The sequence below is a fragment of the Sphingosinicella sp. YJ22 genome (genome assembly GCF_011320075.1).
GTDB lineage: Bacteria > Pseudomonadota > Alphaproteobacteria > Sphingomonadales > Sphingomonadaceae > Allosphingosinicella.
Genome location: NZ_JAANPA010000003.1, coordinates 59,829 through 75,784, shown reverse-complemented (window position 1 = coordinate 75,784; position 15,956 = coordinate 59,829). Strand labels below are relative to the sequence as shown.

Below are 15,956 nucleotides of genomic sequence, written 5' to 3'. Positions count from 1 at the left end.
ATCTGACAGTTCGGTGACAGTCTCGTGACAGTCGACCGAACCGTTCAGAAGTCGAGTTGTGCCCGAACCGCGAACACGTCGACGGCATAGTCGCGGTCGCCGCCGGCGGCGGGAAGGCGGGCATCGCGATAATCGAGCCGCGCATAGTTTGCGAGGAAGCGGACATGGTCGGTCGGAATCCAGGTGAGCCCGGCCTGCCAGCCGGCCTGGCGGCCGCCGGTGACGCCGTTCGAACTGAGATCGAGATGGTCGTAGCGGACCGCGACCTGGACCGCGCCGAAGCCGCCTTCCTCGATCGCTCCGCCGCGGCGCACCCGGGTGCGGTCGAAGCGGGCGCCGCGATAGCCGCGGGTCTCGCCGGTGATGAACCAGCCCAATTCGACATAGCCGCCGAACAGCGAGGGCTCCGCGCCGGTGCGGGTGTCGGTGTCGAGCCAGTGCGCTTCGGCAACGGCATGGAAGGGGCCGTGAATGACCGCCGCCTCGAGACCGTAATTGGTTTCCGCATCGACCGGCAGCGCCGGCGTGGCGATGAAGCGCACGTCGGTGGCGTGGATCAGGGGGCGCTGGCGGTAGCGGGTGGTGGTGCCGCGGTCGACGAGGTCGCCATTGTCGCGCCAGTGGGCCGAGGCGCCGAAATGGAGCTGGGTCGCGCCGACCCTGGGGGCGTAGACGAAGCGGCCGTCGAGGCTGATCGTGTCGTCGCCGTCGTCGAGGTCGCGCAGATTGTCGACGAAGACTCCGGCCTGGGCGGTGATCGGCCCCCGCGCATAGGTCGCCGAGGCGCCGAGTCGGCGCTCGAAGTTGAACGCGTCGGTAAAGGCGGAGCGCTCGACGAAGGTGGAGAAGCGCGAGCTGGTCAGCTCCTCCAGCGACTGGAAATTGTTGTGCTGGCCGACGGTGAAGGTCAGCGGCGGCGCCGCCTTGTAGGTGACGATCGCGTCGGTGATCTCGGCGATTCCGTCGGCGAGCTCCAACTCGAACGTGTAGCCGAATCCGCCGGGCGCCGTGCCCTCGACGCCGATGCGGGCGCGGCGCAGTTCGTCCATCCAGCCGAAGTCGCCGGCGACCCCGTCGGGGGCGTCAACATGGCCGACATCATATTGGACTCGGCCGCGCGGCTTGATCGACCAGCCTTCGGTGGAGCCGATTCGGGGTGCGCCCTCGAAGCGCTGGTTCTCGTCGTCCTGGGCGTACGCCGGCGTGGCTGCGACAAGAGCGACGGCAGCGAGCAAGCAAGCCTTGGTAACCTTGGTCATGATCCCTCCGGAAATTTCGGAAGGCAATATGAAGCGCCGGTGACTCGAGGGCGTCAGTTGCGTGACACTTCTGTGACGTTCTGCGCGCGCGGGAGGTAGACGCGCACGGACGTGCCTTCGCCGACCTTCGAGCGGATGTCGAGGCGCCCGCGATGGCGACCGACGACATGCTTGACGATGGCGAGGCCGAGGCCGGTGCCGCCGACCGAGCGGCTGCGCCCCGCGTCCACCCGGTAGAAGCGCTCGGTGAGGCGGGGCAAATGCTCGGGCGCGATGCCCTCGCCCTGGTCGATCACCGCGAGGCGGATGAGCTCGGCGCCGGCATCGTCGAGGCGGACCCGGATCGGCGTTCCGGGGCGGCCGTAGCGGGCGGCGTTGGAGACGAGGTTGTTGACCAGCTGGGCGAGCTGCGCGCGGTCGCCGGCGACGACGGTCTCGCCGGCCTGGTTCTCGACGACGAGTTCCGATTTTTTCTCGTCGAGCAATTGCGCGCAGCTCAGCCGCACGTCCTCGATGAGTGGGAGGAGATCGACCGGGTCGCGCGGCACGGTGTAGCGCTCGGCCTCGATCCTGGAGAGCGACATGAGGTCGTCGACCAGGCTGCGCATCCGCCGCGCCTCGTCGTGCATGACCTTGAGGAAGCGCTGACGGGTCTTGGGATCACCGGCGGCGTCCTCGTCCTGGAGAGTCTCGAGGAAGCCGAGCAGGATGGCGAGGGGGGTGCGCAGCTCGTGGCTCGCATTGGCGACGAAGTCGACTCGCATCTGCTCGGCCGCATGGGCCGGGCTGCGGTCGGCGAGGCGGACGATTCGGCTGCCGTCGGCGAGGCGGGTTGCCGTCATCTCCCAGCGGTCGCCAGGGTCGCCGAGCCCGACCAGCTCGGTGCGGGTCTCGTGCTCGGCCGAGTCGCCGGGGCGCTCGGCGAGATGCTCGGCGGCGCCCGGATGGCGGATGGCGAGGCGGACGTCGACGCCGGCGACATGGTCGCCGAGCAGCGCCCGCGCCGCGGGATTGGCGATGACCACGCGGCGGTCGCGGACGTACAGCAGCGGATCTTCGAACCCGTCCAGCACCTCCGTCAGCCCGGGCAGCGGCGCCGCTTGCTCCTCTTCGGAAGAAGCGGGCATGGCGGTGCGCCGCGGGGCGTCTGTCAGCAGCCAGATGGCCAGCATGACGGCGGCACCCGCGCCCACTCCGAGCAGCAGGGCGAGCGGCGGCGGCGCGGTCGCCGCGCCGATCACCGCGAGGATTCCGGCTGCGGCGGCGAGAAGCGCCCGGAACGTCCTGTTTTGCGTCACTTGGCCCCTTTCGGCGCGCCTGCCGCGGCTCGATTCGGTGCGGCTTTACAACTATTAAACGACAGGCGTGCAACAGGAAGGCGGATGAGCTCGGACGACGCATCCACCCCCAAGAAATCGGTCGCGGACGCCCTTCCGACGCGGCGGACGGTGCTCGCTCTGGGCGCGGTCGCGGCGTCGACGGTAGTAACCGTTCGCCCGGCCTTCGCCCAGACCATGGGGTCGGTGATCAATTGCGAGATCCCGGTGCCGTCGCAGCAGCTTGGCGGCCAGTATATCGCCGTAGACGGATCGGTGGTGCCGCCCGGAACGCCGGGTGCCGTGCCGCCCGCGGGCCGACCGCTGACCGGCGAGGAAGTGCGCGTGATGCTTCACAGCGGCGCGACTCCGCCCGGCATGGATCCTGAGGCGGCGCAGGCCTACGCCAATTACATCCGCCGGCTTCAGTCCGGGATGAGCGGCTTCACCTGCTACGCTTCGCTGATGCAGCGTTAACCGGCTTTGCCCTATGACCGGGCGTCATGGCCGGTCCCCTCTACATCGCCGACGCCGAAGGGCTGCGCACCGTCGTTCTGGAGGGGCTCGCGGTGCTGTTCCACCCGCGATCGGGGCAGACCCATATCGTCGCTCCGCCGGCGCCGGAGATCCTCGATGCGCTCGGCGAGGGCGCGACTGACCTCGACGGCCTCGTGGCGCGGCTTAGCGAGCGGTTCGAATTCGACTCGAATGAAGGGCGACCGGCCATCGCCGCGCGGCTCGGCGAGCTCGAGACGGCGGGGCTTGTGCGGCGGTCGTGAGGCACGGCGTCAACCTGGCGGTGGGACCGCTGTCCTTTCGGGTCGGGTCGGCTTGGCCGGGGCCGGTCGCGGCGCTGCGGCACCTTTATGCCGGCTACCCGGGATGCGAGACGGCCGACTTCACGGTGCGGCTGGAGCCGGTGACGCCATGGCGCCGCTGGGTGCGGCCGTCGGTTGCGATCCAGGGCGACTATGTGCTGCCCGACGCGGCGCCGCTGCCGCTTGCTCACGGCCTCGTGGCGGCCGAGATGGGCATGAACCTGCAAATGGCGCTTGGCGAGCGGCGCTACCTTCTGCTCCACGCCGCGAGCGTCGAGAAGGACGGCCGCGCGCTGATCCTCACCGGCGAGTCCGGTGCCGGCAAGTCGACGCTTGCGGCCTGGCTCGGCGAGCATGGCTGGCGTTTCATGGGCGACGAGTTCGCGCTGCTGGAGCCGGAGACGGGCCTGCTCTTCCCGTTCCCGCGCGCGGTGAGCCTCAAGAACGAGTCGATCGCGGCGATGGCGGCGTTCGTGGCCGGAGATCGCTTCGGGCCGCGCCTGGAGGGGACCCCGAAAGGCACGATCCGGCACATCCGGCCGAACGACCAGGCGGTGGCGCGGATGACCGAGCCGGCGCGGCCGGCGCTCATCCTGTTCCCGCGTTTCGGCCACGCCGCCGAGATCCGTCCGGTCGGCCCGGCCGAGGCGTTCATGCGGCTGACCCAGGCTTCGACCAATTATGTCGCGCTCGGCCAGCGCGGGTTCGACGCCCTGACCGGCCTCGTCCAGAACTGCCGCGCGCTGGCGCTGGATTACCCGGACGGCGCCAAGGCGGCCGAGCTGATCGAGCTGATCTGGGCGGAGGCGGCGCGATGAGCGCTCGGCTGCTCGTCCAGACGCTACGCAATCCGACGTCGCTTCCGGCAGACTGCGACTGGACTGGGCTCATCGCGGCGGCTCGTGCCGAGCAACTGGTCGGCAGCCTTGCGTTCCGGCTCGAAGGGCGGAAGGTGCCGGAGCGGGTCGAGCGGCTGCTCGCCATGCACCGGGCGGACGCCGGACGAGTGCGCGTCCAGGCCCTGTGGGAAGCGGAGATGGCGCGGCGCGCGCTCGCGCCGATCGGTATTCCGGTGGTGCTCTTGAAAGGGACCGCGTTCCACGCCGCAGGCCTGGAAGCGGCCCAGGGCCGCAATGTCGGCGACCTCGACATCCTAGTGCCCCGCGACTCGCTCGGCGAGGTCGAGCGGGCGCTTATCGCGCATGGCTGGGAACGGATGAAGGAGGCGGACGGCTATGACGACCTCTATTACCGCCAGTGGATGCACGAGCTGCCGCCGCTCATCCACCGCGAGCGCGACCGCATGGCCGACGTCCATCACACCATCCTTCCTCTGACCGCGCGGCCGAAGCCGGACGCGGCGGCGTTGATCGCCGCCAGCATCGCTCTGCCCGATGGCCTTCGCATGCTCTCGCCGGAGGACATGATCGTCCACGCCGCCGCCCACCTCATCGCCGACGGCGACATGGCCGGAGGCCTCAGGAACCTGTGGGACATCGACCGCCTGCTGCGCGAATTCTCGCGTGTCGACGGTTTCTGGCCGCGCCTGCGTGAGAGAGCCGGCCGTCATGGCCTCGGCCCCGCCGTCGAGCGCGCGGTGCGTCTCGCGCATGATCTTTACGCGACCCCGATCCCGCCAAGCTGGCGTCGGTGGAGCGCCATGGACGCGCCGTTCAAGCGCCGCCTGCTGGCCCGCAACGGCTGGGGACAGCCGACGCGTCCGGTCACGCGCTTCGGCTTCTATGTCCGCGGCCACCTGATGCGCATGCCGCCGATGATGCTTGTGCGGCACCTCGTCACCAAGGCGCGGGCGAAGCCGGATCAGAGCGTTTCGAGCACTCCGATCAGCTCCGAATAATCGTCGATCACCGCGTCCGCGCCAAGCTCCTCGACCGGGCGGTCGAGGAAGCCGAAGCTGACTGCGACGAAGGGCAGGGCGGCGGCTCGAGCGGTGTCGGCGTCGACGATCGAATCGCCGACGAAGGCGGCGCGGCCGCCGCCCGCGCGGGCGATCGCCTCGCGCAGCGGCGCCGGGTCGGGCTTGCGGACCGGGAGGGTGTCGCCGCCGATCAATGCATCGAAGCGGCTTTCCCAACCGAGCGCCTCGATCAGCAGCCGGCTCAGCCGCTCGGGCTTGTTGGTGCACACTGCCGTCCGCACGCCGCGCGACCGCAGCGCGTCGAGCGCGGCATCGACGCCGGCGAAGGCGGTGGTGCCGACGCAAATGTTGGCGGCGTAGAAATCCATGAAGTGCGGGAAGCCCTGCTCGACCAGGGCTTCGTCGGATGGGCCGCTCGTCGCGAGGCCGCGGCGGAGCAAAGCGCGGGCGCCGTGGCCGACGAGGTGGCGCACGGTCTCCGGCTCAATCGTCGGTCGCGCGAGGCGCTCCAGCGCATGGTTGAGCGCGGCGGCGAGGTCGGGGGCGGTGTCGGCAAGCGTGCCGTCGAGGTCGAACGCGACAATGTCGAAAGGAAAATCGGCCATGACCGAGGCGCTTAGGTGCGAGCGTCTGGAAATCGCAAGGGCGGCATGCCAATGCGCGGGTCATGACCGATCGACCCGTCGCAGCCATCATCCTCGCCGCCGGCAAGGGCACCCGGATGAAGTCCGACCTTCACAAGGTTCTTCACTCCCTGGCCGGCCGGCCGATGCTCGAGCATCTGATTGCGAGCGTCGAGGCGCTGGGCGGCCACGAGACGGTGGTCGTCGTCGGAAGTGGCCGCGAGCAGGTCGAGCCGCTTGTCCAGAAGCATGGCGGAACGGTCGCGGTGCAGGAGCCGCAGCTCGGCACCGCCCATGCGGTGCAGCAGGCCGAAAGCGCGCTCGCCGAATTCGATGGCGACGTGCTCATCCTTTACGGCGACGTTCCGCTCGTCAGCACTGCGACGATGCGGCAGATGCTGGACCGCCTCGCCGGCGACGATTCGCCCGCTGCTGTGGTCCTGGGTTTCCGCCCGGCGGACACGCTTCGCTACGGCCGGATCATCGCAGACGGCGACGGCACCATCACCAAGATGGTCGAGCACAAGGACGCGAGCGAGGGGGAGCGGCTCGTCGACCTGTGTAACTCCGGCATGATGGCGGTTCGCGCCGCCGACCTGTGGCCGCTGCTCGCCCGCGTCGGCAACGACAATGCCGCGGGGGAATATTACCTTCCCGACATCGTCATGCTCGCCGCCGCCGCCGGGCGCCGCTCGGTGGTCGTCGAGACCAGCGAGGCGGAAGTGGCCGGGGTCAACAGCCGCGCGGAGCTGGCGGGGCTGGAGGCGGCCTGGCAGCAGCGCCGCCGCGCCGAGATGATGGACGCCGGCGTGTCGCTGGTCGCTCCGGAGACGGTGTGGTTCGCGCACGATACCAGGATCGCCCGCGACGTGACGATCGAGCCCAATGTCTTCTTCGGTCCCGGCGTGACCGTCGGCGAGCGTGTGCGGATCCGCGCGTTCAGCCATATCGAGGGCGCGACGATCGGCGCTGGGGCGGAGGTCGGTCCCTATGCGCGGCTGAGGCCCGGCACCGAGCTCGGCCCGGACAGCAAGATCGGCAATTTCGTCGAGACCAAGAAGGCGAAGCTGGGGAAGGGCGCCAAGGCCAACCACCTCACCTATCTCGGCGACGTCGAGGTCGGCGCGAAGGCCAATGTCGGCGCCGGCACCATCACCTGCAATTATGACGGCTTCTTCAAATATGGCACGTCGATCGGCGAGGGCGCTTTCATCGGCTCCAACACCGCCCTGGTGGCGCCGGTCAGCGTGGGCCCCGGCGCCATTGTTGGGGCGGGAAGCGTCGTCACCCGCGACGTCGAGGGCGACGCGCTCGCCGTCGCCCGCGGCAGGCAGGAAGCCCATTCGGGCTGGGCCAAGCGCTTCCGCGACAAGATGTTGGCGAAGAAGAACAAGGCTTGATCTGATATCATGATATGATATCAGTATATCATCATGGCTCGAATCCTGACGGACATACCTGACGAGGACGTCGAAAAGCTCGACGCCCTGGCGGCCAAGGACAAGCGCTCCCGGGCTGCGGCGATCCGTGATGCGGTCAAGCTGTATCTGGTGCAGAGAGCCGCCGACAAGGACTGGATCGAACGGGGCTACGGCTATTGGGCCGATCGGACCGATATCGGAGACGGGGTCGAATATCAGCGGGCCATTCGCGAAGATCGCACGCCTTACGAAGACCTCTGACGCGTGTCAGATCCGTTTTTTGATTCCAACATCGTCATCGATTGGCTCAGGCGTACCCCTCAAGCCAAGGAGGAGTTGTCACGCTATCCCCGCCACCGGATAAGCCGCATCGTATGGACGGAAGTCCTCGCGGGCGAACCGCTGGAGCAGCGCGATATGGTCCGCGATCTGATTGCGCCGTTCGAGATCGTCGAGTTGGACGCGCGCATCGCGACTGCGGCCGCGGATATTCGCCATCGAACGAGGATGAAGTTGCTCGACGCCTACATTCTCGCCACGGCTCAGGTTAACGGGGCGATCCTCGTCACCCGCAACACCAAGGATTTTCCGGTCAACATGCCGGGAATTCGGGTCCCCTACAGGCTCTGAAGGAAAGAACGACTGCATGTGCGGCATCATCGGAATCGTCGGCGCGGAGCCGGTTGCGGAGCGGCTTCTGGAGGGGCTCAAGCGGCTCGAATATCGCGGTTATGATTCGGCGGGCATCGCCACCATCGTCGACGGCGCGATCGAGCGGCGGCGGGCGCCGGGCAAGCTCAAGAACCTCGCCGCCAAGCTTCGCGAGGCGCCGCTCGACGGCGACACCGGCATCGCCCACACTCGTTGGGCGACTCACGGTGCGCCGACCGAGGACAATGCCCACCCGCACATCGTCGGCGACGTGAGCCTGGTCCACAACGGCATCATCGAGAATTTCAAGCCGCTCAGGGATGAACTGATCGCCACCGGAGCGACCTTCGCGAGTCAGACCGACAGCGAGGTCGTCGCCCACCTGATCGCGCGCGAGATCGACGCGGGGAAGAGTCCGCGCGAGGCGATCGCCGCGGTGCTGCCGCGCCTTCACGGGGCGTTCGCGCTCGCGGTCATGTTCCGCAGCGATCCCGACCTGCTGATCGGCGCCCGCCTTGGCGCACCGCTCACCGTCGGCTACGGCGAAGGCGAGAATTATCTCGGCTCCGATGCGCTGGCCCTGGCGCCGCTCACCCAGCGCATCGCCTATCTGGAGGAAGGCGACTGGGTCGCGGTTGGGCGGGACGGTGTCGAGATCTACGACCAGGCCAACCAGCGGGTCGAGCGGCCGATCGTCAACAGCGGCGCGTCGGGCCAGCTCATGTCCAAGGGCAATCACCGCCATTTCATGCAGAAGGAAATTTACGAGCAGCCGGTCGTGGTCGCCCAGACGCTGCAGTCGTATCTCCGCCCGCTCGAGCAATGCGTGGCGCTGCCCGACATGGATTTCGACCTCGCCACCGTCGAGCGGGTGGCGATCGTCGCCTGCGGCACCGCCTCCTATGTCGGGATGATCGGCAAATATTGGATCGAGCAGTTCGCCCGGCTTCCGGTCGAAGTCGATGTCGCGTCCGAATATCGCTACCGCGACCCGATCCTGCTTCCGAACACGCTCGGAATCGTGGTGTCGCAGTCGGGCGAGACCGCCGATACGCTCGCGGCGCTCCGGCACATGAAGGCCAACGGGGTCACCACCGCCGGGATCATCAACGTGCCGACCAGCTCGATGGCGCGCGAGGTCGACCTGCTGCTCTCGACCCACGCCGGGCCGGAGATCGGAGTCGCCTCGACCAAGGCGTTCACCTGCCAGCTGGCGGTGATGGCGGCGCTCGCCGCCAACCTGGCGCGCGCCAAGGGCAAGCTTCCGGCGGCCGACGAGCACGACATCGTCCAGCATCTGAGCGAGGCGCCGGCGGCGATGAGCGCCGCGCTCGCCCATGACGCCGAGATCGAGCGGATGGCGCACACCATCGCCTCGGCCCGCGACGTCCTCTATCTCGGCCGCGGCCCGGATTATCCGATGGCGCTCGAAGGCGCACTCAAGCTCAAGGAGATCAGCTACATCCATGCCGAGGGCTATGCCTCCGGCGAGATGAAGCACGGGCCGATCGCCCTCATTGACGAAGCGGTGCCGCTGATCGTGATCGCGCCGTCGGGGCCGCTGTTCGACAAGACCGTCAGCAACATGCAGGAGGCGCAGGCGCGCGGCGCCAAGGTCGTGCTGATCTCCGACTCCGACGGAATCGCCCAGGCCGGCGGCGACGCGATGGCGACGATCGAGATGCCCAAGGTGCATCCGTTGATCGCGCCCCTGGTCTATGCGATCCCGGTGCAGCTCCTGGCCTATCATGTGGCGGTCGCGAAGGGGACGGACGTCGACCAGCCGCGCAACCTCGCCAAGAGCGTCACTGTCGAATGAGGGGGTAGGACCGCAAATGGAAGTCGTGATCGTCGTGGCGATCTTCGCCGGCATTGCGTTGATCGTGCTGGTGTCCGCGAAGAAGGGGAAGGGTCATCGCCGCGATTCCTCATATGACGGGGACAGCAGCGACAGCTGGGACAGCGATGGCGGCTCGGACAGCGGCTGCGGGAGCGACTGCGGCGGCGGCGACTGAGCCGCTCCTCCCTCAAGAGTTGAGGCCGACAATTCCGGTTGTCGAGGCCGGGCAAAGGCGTACCCTCTCCCAATAGCCTAAGATGAGCGACTCGGGGCGCTCTTCGGAGGGGGGACGCCGTCATGACCTCTGCAAGCGAATGGGCCGAATCCGCCAAGGTCAACATCCCCACGCCGGCCCAGCGTTGCTTGCGCGTCTATGCATTTGATCCTCAGGCGTCGCTCAATCTCGACACTGCGGTGGTCAATGACGCGATGATCCAGCTTCCGTGGGAAGGAAGCTGGGAAGGGCCGCTCGATGTGGGGCCGGTCAACGACTATCTCGAAGTCGTCGATTATGACGCGGCGAGCGGCTGCTTCTATCCGCCGGTCGATCTCAACAATCCTCATCTGCTGGCGCAGAACGGCTTCGCACCGTCCGACGGCAATCCTCAATTCCATCAGCAGATGGTCTTCGCCGTGGCGATGAAGACCATTCGCGATTTCGAGCGGGCGCTCGGCAGGCCGGTCTTCTGGATGCGCGAGGGCGACCCGAAGGCGCAGGACTCCAGCGCGCGTTTCCGCGCGCACGTGAAGCGGCTGCGCGTCTATCCGCACGCGATGCGCGAGGCGAACGCCTATTACAGCCCCCGCAAGGCGGCTTTGCTGTTCGGTTACTTTCGCGGCAAGCCGGCGCGCGACGGCACCGGCGGCGACTGGGTGTTCACCTGCCTGTCGCAGGACATCGTCGCCCATGAGACCGCCCATGCCATCCTCCACGGCATGTGGCCGCGCTCGATCGAATCCTGCAACCCGGACGCGCTCGCCTTTCACGAGGCGTTCGCGGACCTTGTCGCCCTGTTCCGAAAGTTCACGGTGCGGCCGGTCATCGAGCACGAACTCGCCAAGTCGGGCGGAACGATGCGCTCGGTCAGCCTGCTCAACGGGCTGGCGCAGCAGTTCGGCCGCGCCACCGGGCGCGAGGGGCCGCTTCGCTTCGCGCTCAGGATGGTGAAGGAGGAAGAGGAGAAGCTCGCCAAGAACGAACGTCTCGAACCCGACCGCAATGCCGGGATCACCAAGCCGCACGAGCGCGGCCAGATCCTGGTCGCCGCAGTGTTCGACGCCTTCGTGACCATTTTCGAGCGGCGGACCGCCGACCTGTTCCGCATCGCCGGCCGCGCGCCGGGAGAATCGAGCCACATGCCGCCGGACCTCGTCCGCCGGATCGCCGCCGAGGCGGAGAAGGTCGCCGACCAGGTGTTGCGCATGTGCATCCGCGGGCTCGACTATCTGCCGCCGGTCGACGTGACGTTCGGCGAATATCTCCGCGCGATCATCACCGCCGACCACGACCTCGTTCCCTCGGACGACCGCCTCTACCGAGTCGCCTTCGCCGAGGCGTTCCGCAAGCGTGGCATCACCGCGCCGGGGAGCCACTTCACCTCGATCGACAGCCTGCTGTGGGATGAGCCGGAGAAGTGGGAGACCACTGACGGGGCGCCCGGTCATGAAGCGAGCGCCGACGCGTCATTCTCGTCGATCCTTTCGCAGCTCCATCTCGGCGTGACCTTCGCCAATCCGAAGGAGTGCGAGGCGGCGGACGAACAAGCGCCCGAGGGCGCCCGCGCCTATCTCGACCCTGGATCGGTCGAGGCCCGCAATCTGCGCGACCTCGCCATGCACATCGTCGAATCCAATCGGCGCAAGGTGCATTCCTGGCTCGTCGGCGAGGACGACCGCAACTGGGAGGCGACGCTCGGCATCTGCCTGCGCGGCGATCGCGCGCCGGCGACGGTCTATCGCGGATCGGATGGCGTTCCCAAGGTCGAGGTTCACACCGTCCGCGTGTCGCGGCGCCAGGGTCCGGACGGGCAGGTGCTCGCCCAATTGATCGTCCAGATCACCCAGCGGCGGCGCGCTTATTACAAGGCCGAGGACCAGCAGCGCGCGGATTCCGGCGCAATGGCGGCCGACGACCCGCGCTGGATCAAGCCCGACTTCGTCTTCCGTGGCGGGTCCACCCTGATCGTCGACCTGAAGGACGGCCGGGTCAGGCGCGTCGTTCGCAAGTCGATCCGCGACGAGCGCCGGCTTGCGCGGCAGCGCGCCTATCTCGGCGGCGATCCGGAGGTGCTGACCTTCCGCGGCCGCTGCGACCCGGTCGACGCTGAGCCCTTCGCGTTCATGCACAGGAGCGGCCAATGAGCGAGATCAGCAAGGTCGTCGTGCGCATGTACAAGAAGCTGCTCGGCGACTGCTTCCTCATCCGCATCGAACGGGATGACGGCACCAAGAGCCACGTCATGATTGACTGCGGACTGCTGCAGGGCGTGTCCGGCGCCTCGGACTATATGAAGAAGGTCGCCGCAGACATCCGCGAGACGGCGGGGGGCAGCGTCGATCTCCTCGTCGTGACGCACGAACATTGGGACCATATCAGCGGCTTTTCCCAGGCGAAGGAGATCCTTCTCGACAAGGACCGGCCGCTGTTCCGCCAGCTGTGGATGGCGTGGACCGAGGACCCGAATGACAAGCAGGCGGAGGGGCTGCGCGACGCATTCGAGGACCGCAAGGAGGCCGTCACCCATTTCGCCGTAGCGCTCGCTGCGAGCGGCCATGACATCGAAGGCACGGATGGCCTCGGCGGCTTCATCGGGCCGCACGACGACGCGGCACCGGCCGCGTTCGGCAGCGACCTCGGCGCTGCCCCGAAGGGCCGTCTCACCGGCCGGCGCGTCATGGAGGAACTCAAGGCGCAGTCGGACGAGGTCCGCTACCTCGGTCCGGGCGACGTGGTCGACGTTCCGGGCACCGGACTGCCCGCCCTCGTGCTCGCGCCGCCGCGCAGCGAATCGCGGCTGTTCAAGGACCTGCCGAGCAAGGGGGAGGGCAAGGAAACCTACCTCGCCGAAAGCTTCCTTGCCTATTCCATGCCGCTCGACGGCGGCGCCGAAGCCGCCGGCCAGACCTCCCCCTTTTCGCCGCGCTATTGCGGCTGCCTCAAGGAGATGGAGTCCGGAGAGAAGGGCCGGGATCCGGTTCGCGACTGGTTCCAGGACCATTATTTCGCGCCGCTCGACAGCGACGGCAAGGAACAGAGCTACCGGCGCATCGATTCCACCTGGCTGCAGCCGTTCGAAGCGCTCGCCCTCAAGCTCGACAGCGACACCAACAACACCAGCCTGGTGCTCGCCTTCCGCCTGCCCGACGACACCTTCATGCTGTTCGCCGCGGACGCCCAGGTCGGCAACTGGCTCTCGTGGCACGACCAGACCTACAAGGTGAACGGAGAGGAGCTGACCGCCGAGCAGGTCCTCGGCCGGACGCGCTTCTACAAGGTCGGCCATCATGGCAGTCACAATGCGACTTTGCGCGGCCGAGGCCTCGAGCTGATGACCCATAAGGAGCTGGTCGCCGCCTGCTCGACGGACCAGACGGTCGCCTCCAAGCAGGGCAAGCAGGACAAGGACCCGCCGGGCTGGGAGATGCCCTATGGCCACGTCAAGGAAGCGCTGCTCGAGCGGACCAGGGGGCGGCTGATCCGCGGCGACCGCTTGTGGAAAGAGGATCCCGATATCGATGCCCTCGGGCGCGATCCCGATTTTCGCGACAGGCTCGACGAGGACAACGACCTCTATGTCGAATATGTCGCCTACCAGGCCTAGCGCGTCTCGAAGGTGAAGACGCCGTAGCGCATCGCGCCGGTGCGGTAGGCGAGGATCAGGCGTGGCAGGCTCAGCGCGAAGCTGCGGTTGCGGGTGGCGCGGCTCGTCAGCAGGCGGCGATAGCGCGCGCTGGTGAGCACCCGGCCGGCGAGACGGCGAGTGACGATCGACCAGGTGTTGCGCACCTCACGGCTGAGGTCTTCATAGCCGATCGTTCGGAAGCCAGCTGCGGCCGCCCAGCCTTCATATTCGCCGCGCGTGCCCAGGCCGGGCAGGCGGCCCTCGCGGCAGATCGGCTCGAGCAGGCGGCGCACACGCCAGCGGCTCGGCGCATCCTCCGATAGCCAGGCGCAGACTACGAAGCGGCCGCCGGGCTTCAGCGTGCGCGCGGCCTCGCGGAAGATGGCGGGCTTGTCGATCATGTGCTCGGTGCTTTCGATCGCATAGGCGTGGTCGAAGGTCGCATCCGCCATCCCGTTGTCGAGCCAGTCGCGGACGTGGAAGGCGAGGTCGCCCGGCCGTGCCCGCGCCACGCGCGCCTGTGCCTCGGACAAGGTGAAGCCGGTGACGGTGACTCCCAGCCGCCCGGCGAAGCGCGCCGCGGTGGCGCCGTAGCCGCAGCCGATGTCGGCGAGATGGTCGCCGGGTTTGGCGCCGAGCCGATCGGCGACGAGATCGCTCAGCGCATCGGTGGCTTCGGCGACGCTTTCGCGCCCGCTGCGCCACAGCCCGTGATGGACGTGCTCGCCCCAGATCTCGCGATAGACCGCGTCGAGCTCGTCATAATGACCGGCGACGTCCGCCTCGGTCTGAAGCGTCTTCGGCTCAATCATCGGAAGGTGAGCACCCCGTCCGCGACGCGGCCGAAGCGCAGGTTCATGAGGTCGGCGGCGTAGCTCTGGCGAAGCCGCCACGGCCCGCGCTCGCCCTGCTTGGGCAGCTCCGCGGCGGCGCGACGCAGATAGGTCGACGAGAAATCGATGAAGGGCCGCTCGGGAACGCTCGGGTCGCGGCGCGGCGCCACCACCGTCTCGCCGCGGCGGCGCATGCGGTTGAGCACCCGGCAGATGAAGGCGGCGGACAGGTCGGCCTTCAGCGTCCAGCTGGCATTGGTGTAGCCGAAGATGGAGGCAAAGTTCGGCAGGTCGGAGAAGAACAGGCCCTTGTAGGCCATCGCGTCGCCGAGGCGGACGGGCTGGCCATCGACGCTCAGCGCGGCGGCGCCTGCCAACTGGACCTTGAGGCCGGTCGCGGTGACGATGATGTCTGCGGCGACCTCGCTGCCGTCGGCGAGGCGCAGTCCGTCGGGCGTGAACCGTTCGATCTCGCCGGTTACGACGGAAGCGGACCCCGCGCGGAGTGCCGCGAACAGGTCGCCGTCCGGCGCCAGGCACAGGCGCTGCTCCCACGGATTGTAGCGCGGCGTGAAGTGGTGGAGCTGATCGGCGCCGACCTGCTGCCCGGTGAGCGCCAGAAGCTTGGCCTTCACCTTGGCGGGGCGGCGGCGCGACAGGCGAAAGAAGAATTGCTGGAGCAGCACGTTCTTCCAGCGGACGAGCCCGGCGGCGGTTCGCGCCGGAAGGACCGCCTGGAGCGCCCTGGCGATGCCGTCGCGCGAGGGTCGCGCCATCACGAAGCTCGGCGAGCGCTGGACCATGGTGACGTGCGCGGCCTGTTCGGCGAGCGCGGGGATGAGGGTGACCGCGGTCGCGCCGCTGCCGATCACGGCGATACGCTTACCGCGCCAGTCGAGATCGTCTGGCCAGAATTGCGGGTGGACGATGGCACCGTCGAAGCTGTCTTCACCCGGCCAGGTCGGGCGGTGGCCTTCGTCATAACTGTAATAGCCGGCGCACATGACGAGGAAGCGGCAGGTGCGGGCGCTGCCGTCCGTGGCCTCCACCCGCCAGCGCGCTTGCTCGGACGACCAGGCGGCGCGGGCCACCTTCACGCCGAAGCTGATGTGCCGGTCGATGCCGGCCTCGGCCGCAGTGTCCTCGATATAGCGCCGGATCTTGTCGCCGCCGGCGATCGCGTCGGGGTCGCGCCACGGGCGGAAGCTGTAGCCCAAGGTGTGCATGTCGCTGTCCGAGCGGATGCCGGGATAGCGGAACAGGTCCCAGGTGCCGCCGATCGCCTGGCGCGCCTCGAGGATCGCGTAGCGGGCCCAGGGGCAGAGGCGCTGGAGATGATGGGCCATGCCGATTCCCGACAGGCCGGCGCCGACGATGATCACGTCGAAATGCTGGGGATCGGACACCATCTCTCCGACGGCTCGCACGGCGCGCCGCCGGCGGTCAACACGTTGACGCTTGTCGCCGCATCGCG

The 15,956-nt window shown here is 68.2% G+C and carries 16 protein-coding genes; 11 read left to right on the top strand and 5 right to left on the bottom strand.

All coding sequences use genetic code 11. From position 1 onward, the window contains the following. Nucleotides 1–44: 44 nt before the first annotated feature. Nucleotides 45–1,259, bottom strand: coding sequence for a porin (locus G7B71_RS02365; RefSeq protein ID WP_166037491.1), 1,215 nt, complete (start codon nt 1,257–1,259; stop codon nt 45–47). Nucleotides 1,260–1,312: 53 nt separating this feature from the next. Next, the gene (locus G7B71_RS02360) at nt 1,313–2,557 is read right to left on the bottom strand and encodes an ATP-binding protein (RefSeq protein ID WP_166037489.1); all 1,245 of its coding nucleotides are present in this window, start codon (nt 2,555–2,557) and stop codon (nt 1,313–1,315) included. 84 nt (nt 2,558–2,641) lie between these two features. Here G7B71_RS02360 and G7B71_RS02355 point away from each other — a divergent pair, with 84 nt between their 5' ends. From G7B71_RS02355 to G7B71_RS02340, 4 genes are read left to right on the top strand one after another with little or no spacing between them, the layout of a single operon-like run. Continuing rightward, a complete protein-coding gene (locus G7B71_RS02355) occupies nt 2,642–3,052 on the top strand; it encodes a hypothetical protein (RefSeq protein ID WP_166037487.1) in 411 nt (136 codons plus the stop codon). 26 nt (nt 3,053–3,078) lie between these two features. Next, nucleotides 3,079–3,354 carry an HPr-rel-A system PqqD family peptide chaperone gene (locus G7B71_RS02350; RefSeq protein ID WP_166037485.1) on the top strand — a complete coding sequence of 92 codons (276 nt, stop codon included), beginning with the start codon at nt 3,079–3,081 and terminating at the stop codon, nt 3,352–3,354. Then, complete coding sequence (locus G7B71_RS02345; protein ID WP_166037483.1) at nt 3,351–4,211, top strand: HprK-related kinase A; 861 nt, start codon at nt 3,351–3,353, stop codon at nt 4,209–4,211. Before G7B71_RS02350 ends, G7B71_RS02345 begins: the two co-directional genes overlap by 4 nt. After that, nucleotides 4,208–5,251: a nucleotidyltransferase family protein gene (locus G7B71_RS02340; RefSeq protein WP_166037481.1), complete on the top strand. Its 1,044-nt coding sequence runs from the start codon at nt 4,208–4,210 to the stop codon at nt 5,249–5,251. The genes G7B71_RS02345 and G7B71_RS02340 overlap by 4 nt, the downstream gene beginning before the upstream one ends. On the opposite strand, the gene gph is transcribed toward G7B71_RS02340, so the two are convergent. Further along, the gene (gene gph / locus G7B71_RS02335) at nt 5,215–5,877 is read right to left on the bottom strand and encodes a phosphoglycolate phosphatase (protein WP_166037479.1); all 663 of its coding nucleotides are present in this window, start codon (nt 5,875–5,877) and stop codon (nt 5,215–5,217) included. The two genes, G7B71_RS02340 and gph, sit on opposite strands and share 37 nt — an antisense overlap. A 62-nt stretch (nt 5,878–5,939) precedes the next feature. Between gph and glmU the strand changes: the two genes are divergently transcribed. The 7 genes from glmU (at nt 5,940) to G7B71_RS02300 (ending at nt 13,628) form a co-directional block, all read left to right on the top strand. Beyond that, nucleotides 5,940–7,295 (top strand): bifunctional UDP-N-acetylglucosamine diphosphorylase/glucosamine-1-phosphate N-acetyltransferase GlmU, encoded by a 1,356-nt coding sequence (glmU, locus tag G7B71_RS02330; RefSeq protein ID WP_166037477.1) that lies wholly within the window; start codon nt 5,940–5,942, stop codon nt 7,293–7,295. 33 nt (nt 7,296–7,328) lie between these two features. Further along, the gene (locus G7B71_RS02325; protein ID WP_166037475.1) at nt 7,329–7,577 is read left to right on the top strand and encodes a ribbon-helix-helix protein, CopG family; all 249 of its coding nucleotides are present in this window, start codon (nt 7,329–7,331) and stop codon (nt 7,575–7,577) included. A gap of 3 nt (nt 7,578–7,580) precedes the next feature. Continuing rightward, nucleotides 7,581–7,946, top strand: coding sequence for a type II toxin-antitoxin system VapC family toxin (locus tag G7B71_RS02320; RefSeq protein ID WP_166037473.1), 366 nt, complete (start codon nt 7,581–7,583; stop codon nt 7,944–7,946). A gap of 16 nt (nt 7,947–7,962) precedes the next feature. After that, the gene (glmS, locus tag G7B71_RS02315; protein WP_166037471.1) at nt 7,963–9,786 is read left to right on the top strand and encodes a glutamine--fructose-6-phosphate transaminase (isomerizing); all 1,824 of its coding nucleotides are present in this window, start codon (nt 7,963–7,965) and stop codon (nt 9,784–9,786) included. A gap of 16 nt (nt 9,787–9,802) precedes the next feature. Next, nucleotides 9,803–9,982 (top strand): hypothetical protein, encoded by a 180-nt coding sequence (locus G7B71_RS02310; protein ID WP_166037468.1) that lies wholly within the window; start codon nt 9,803–9,805, stop codon nt 9,980–9,982. A gap of 122 nt (nt 9,983–10,104) precedes the next feature. Continuing rightward, nucleotides 10,105–12,168 carry a hypothetical protein gene (locus tag G7B71_RS02305; protein WP_166037466.1) on the top strand — a complete coding sequence of 688 codons (2,064 nt, stop codon included), beginning with the start codon at nt 10,105–10,107 and terminating at the stop codon, nt 12,166–12,168. Beyond that, nucleotides 12,165–13,628: an MBL fold metallo-hydrolase gene (locus G7B71_RS02300; protein WP_166037464.1), complete on the top strand. Its 1,464-nt coding sequence runs from the start codon at nt 12,165–12,167 to the stop codon at nt 13,626–13,628. Before G7B71_RS02305 ends, G7B71_RS02300 begins: the two co-directional genes overlap by 4 nt. On the opposite strand, the gene G7B71_RS02295 is transcribed toward G7B71_RS02300, so the two are convergent. After that, nucleotides 13,625–14,461 carry a class I SAM-dependent methyltransferase gene (locus tag G7B71_RS02295; RefSeq protein ID WP_166037462.1) on the bottom strand — a complete coding sequence of 279 codons (837 nt, stop codon included), beginning with the start codon at nt 14,459–14,461 and terminating at the stop codon, nt 13,625–13,627. The genes G7B71_RS02300 and G7B71_RS02295 overlap by 4 nt on opposite strands. Further along, a complete protein-coding gene (locus G7B71_RS02290) occupies nt 14,458–15,888 on the bottom strand; it encodes an NAD(P)/FAD-dependent oxidoreductase (protein ID WP_279338389.1) in 1,431 nt (476 codons plus the stop codon). Before G7B71_RS02290 ends, G7B71_RS02295 begins: the two co-directional genes overlap by 4 nt. Between the last annotated feature and the right edge of the window lie 68 nt (nt 15,889–15,956).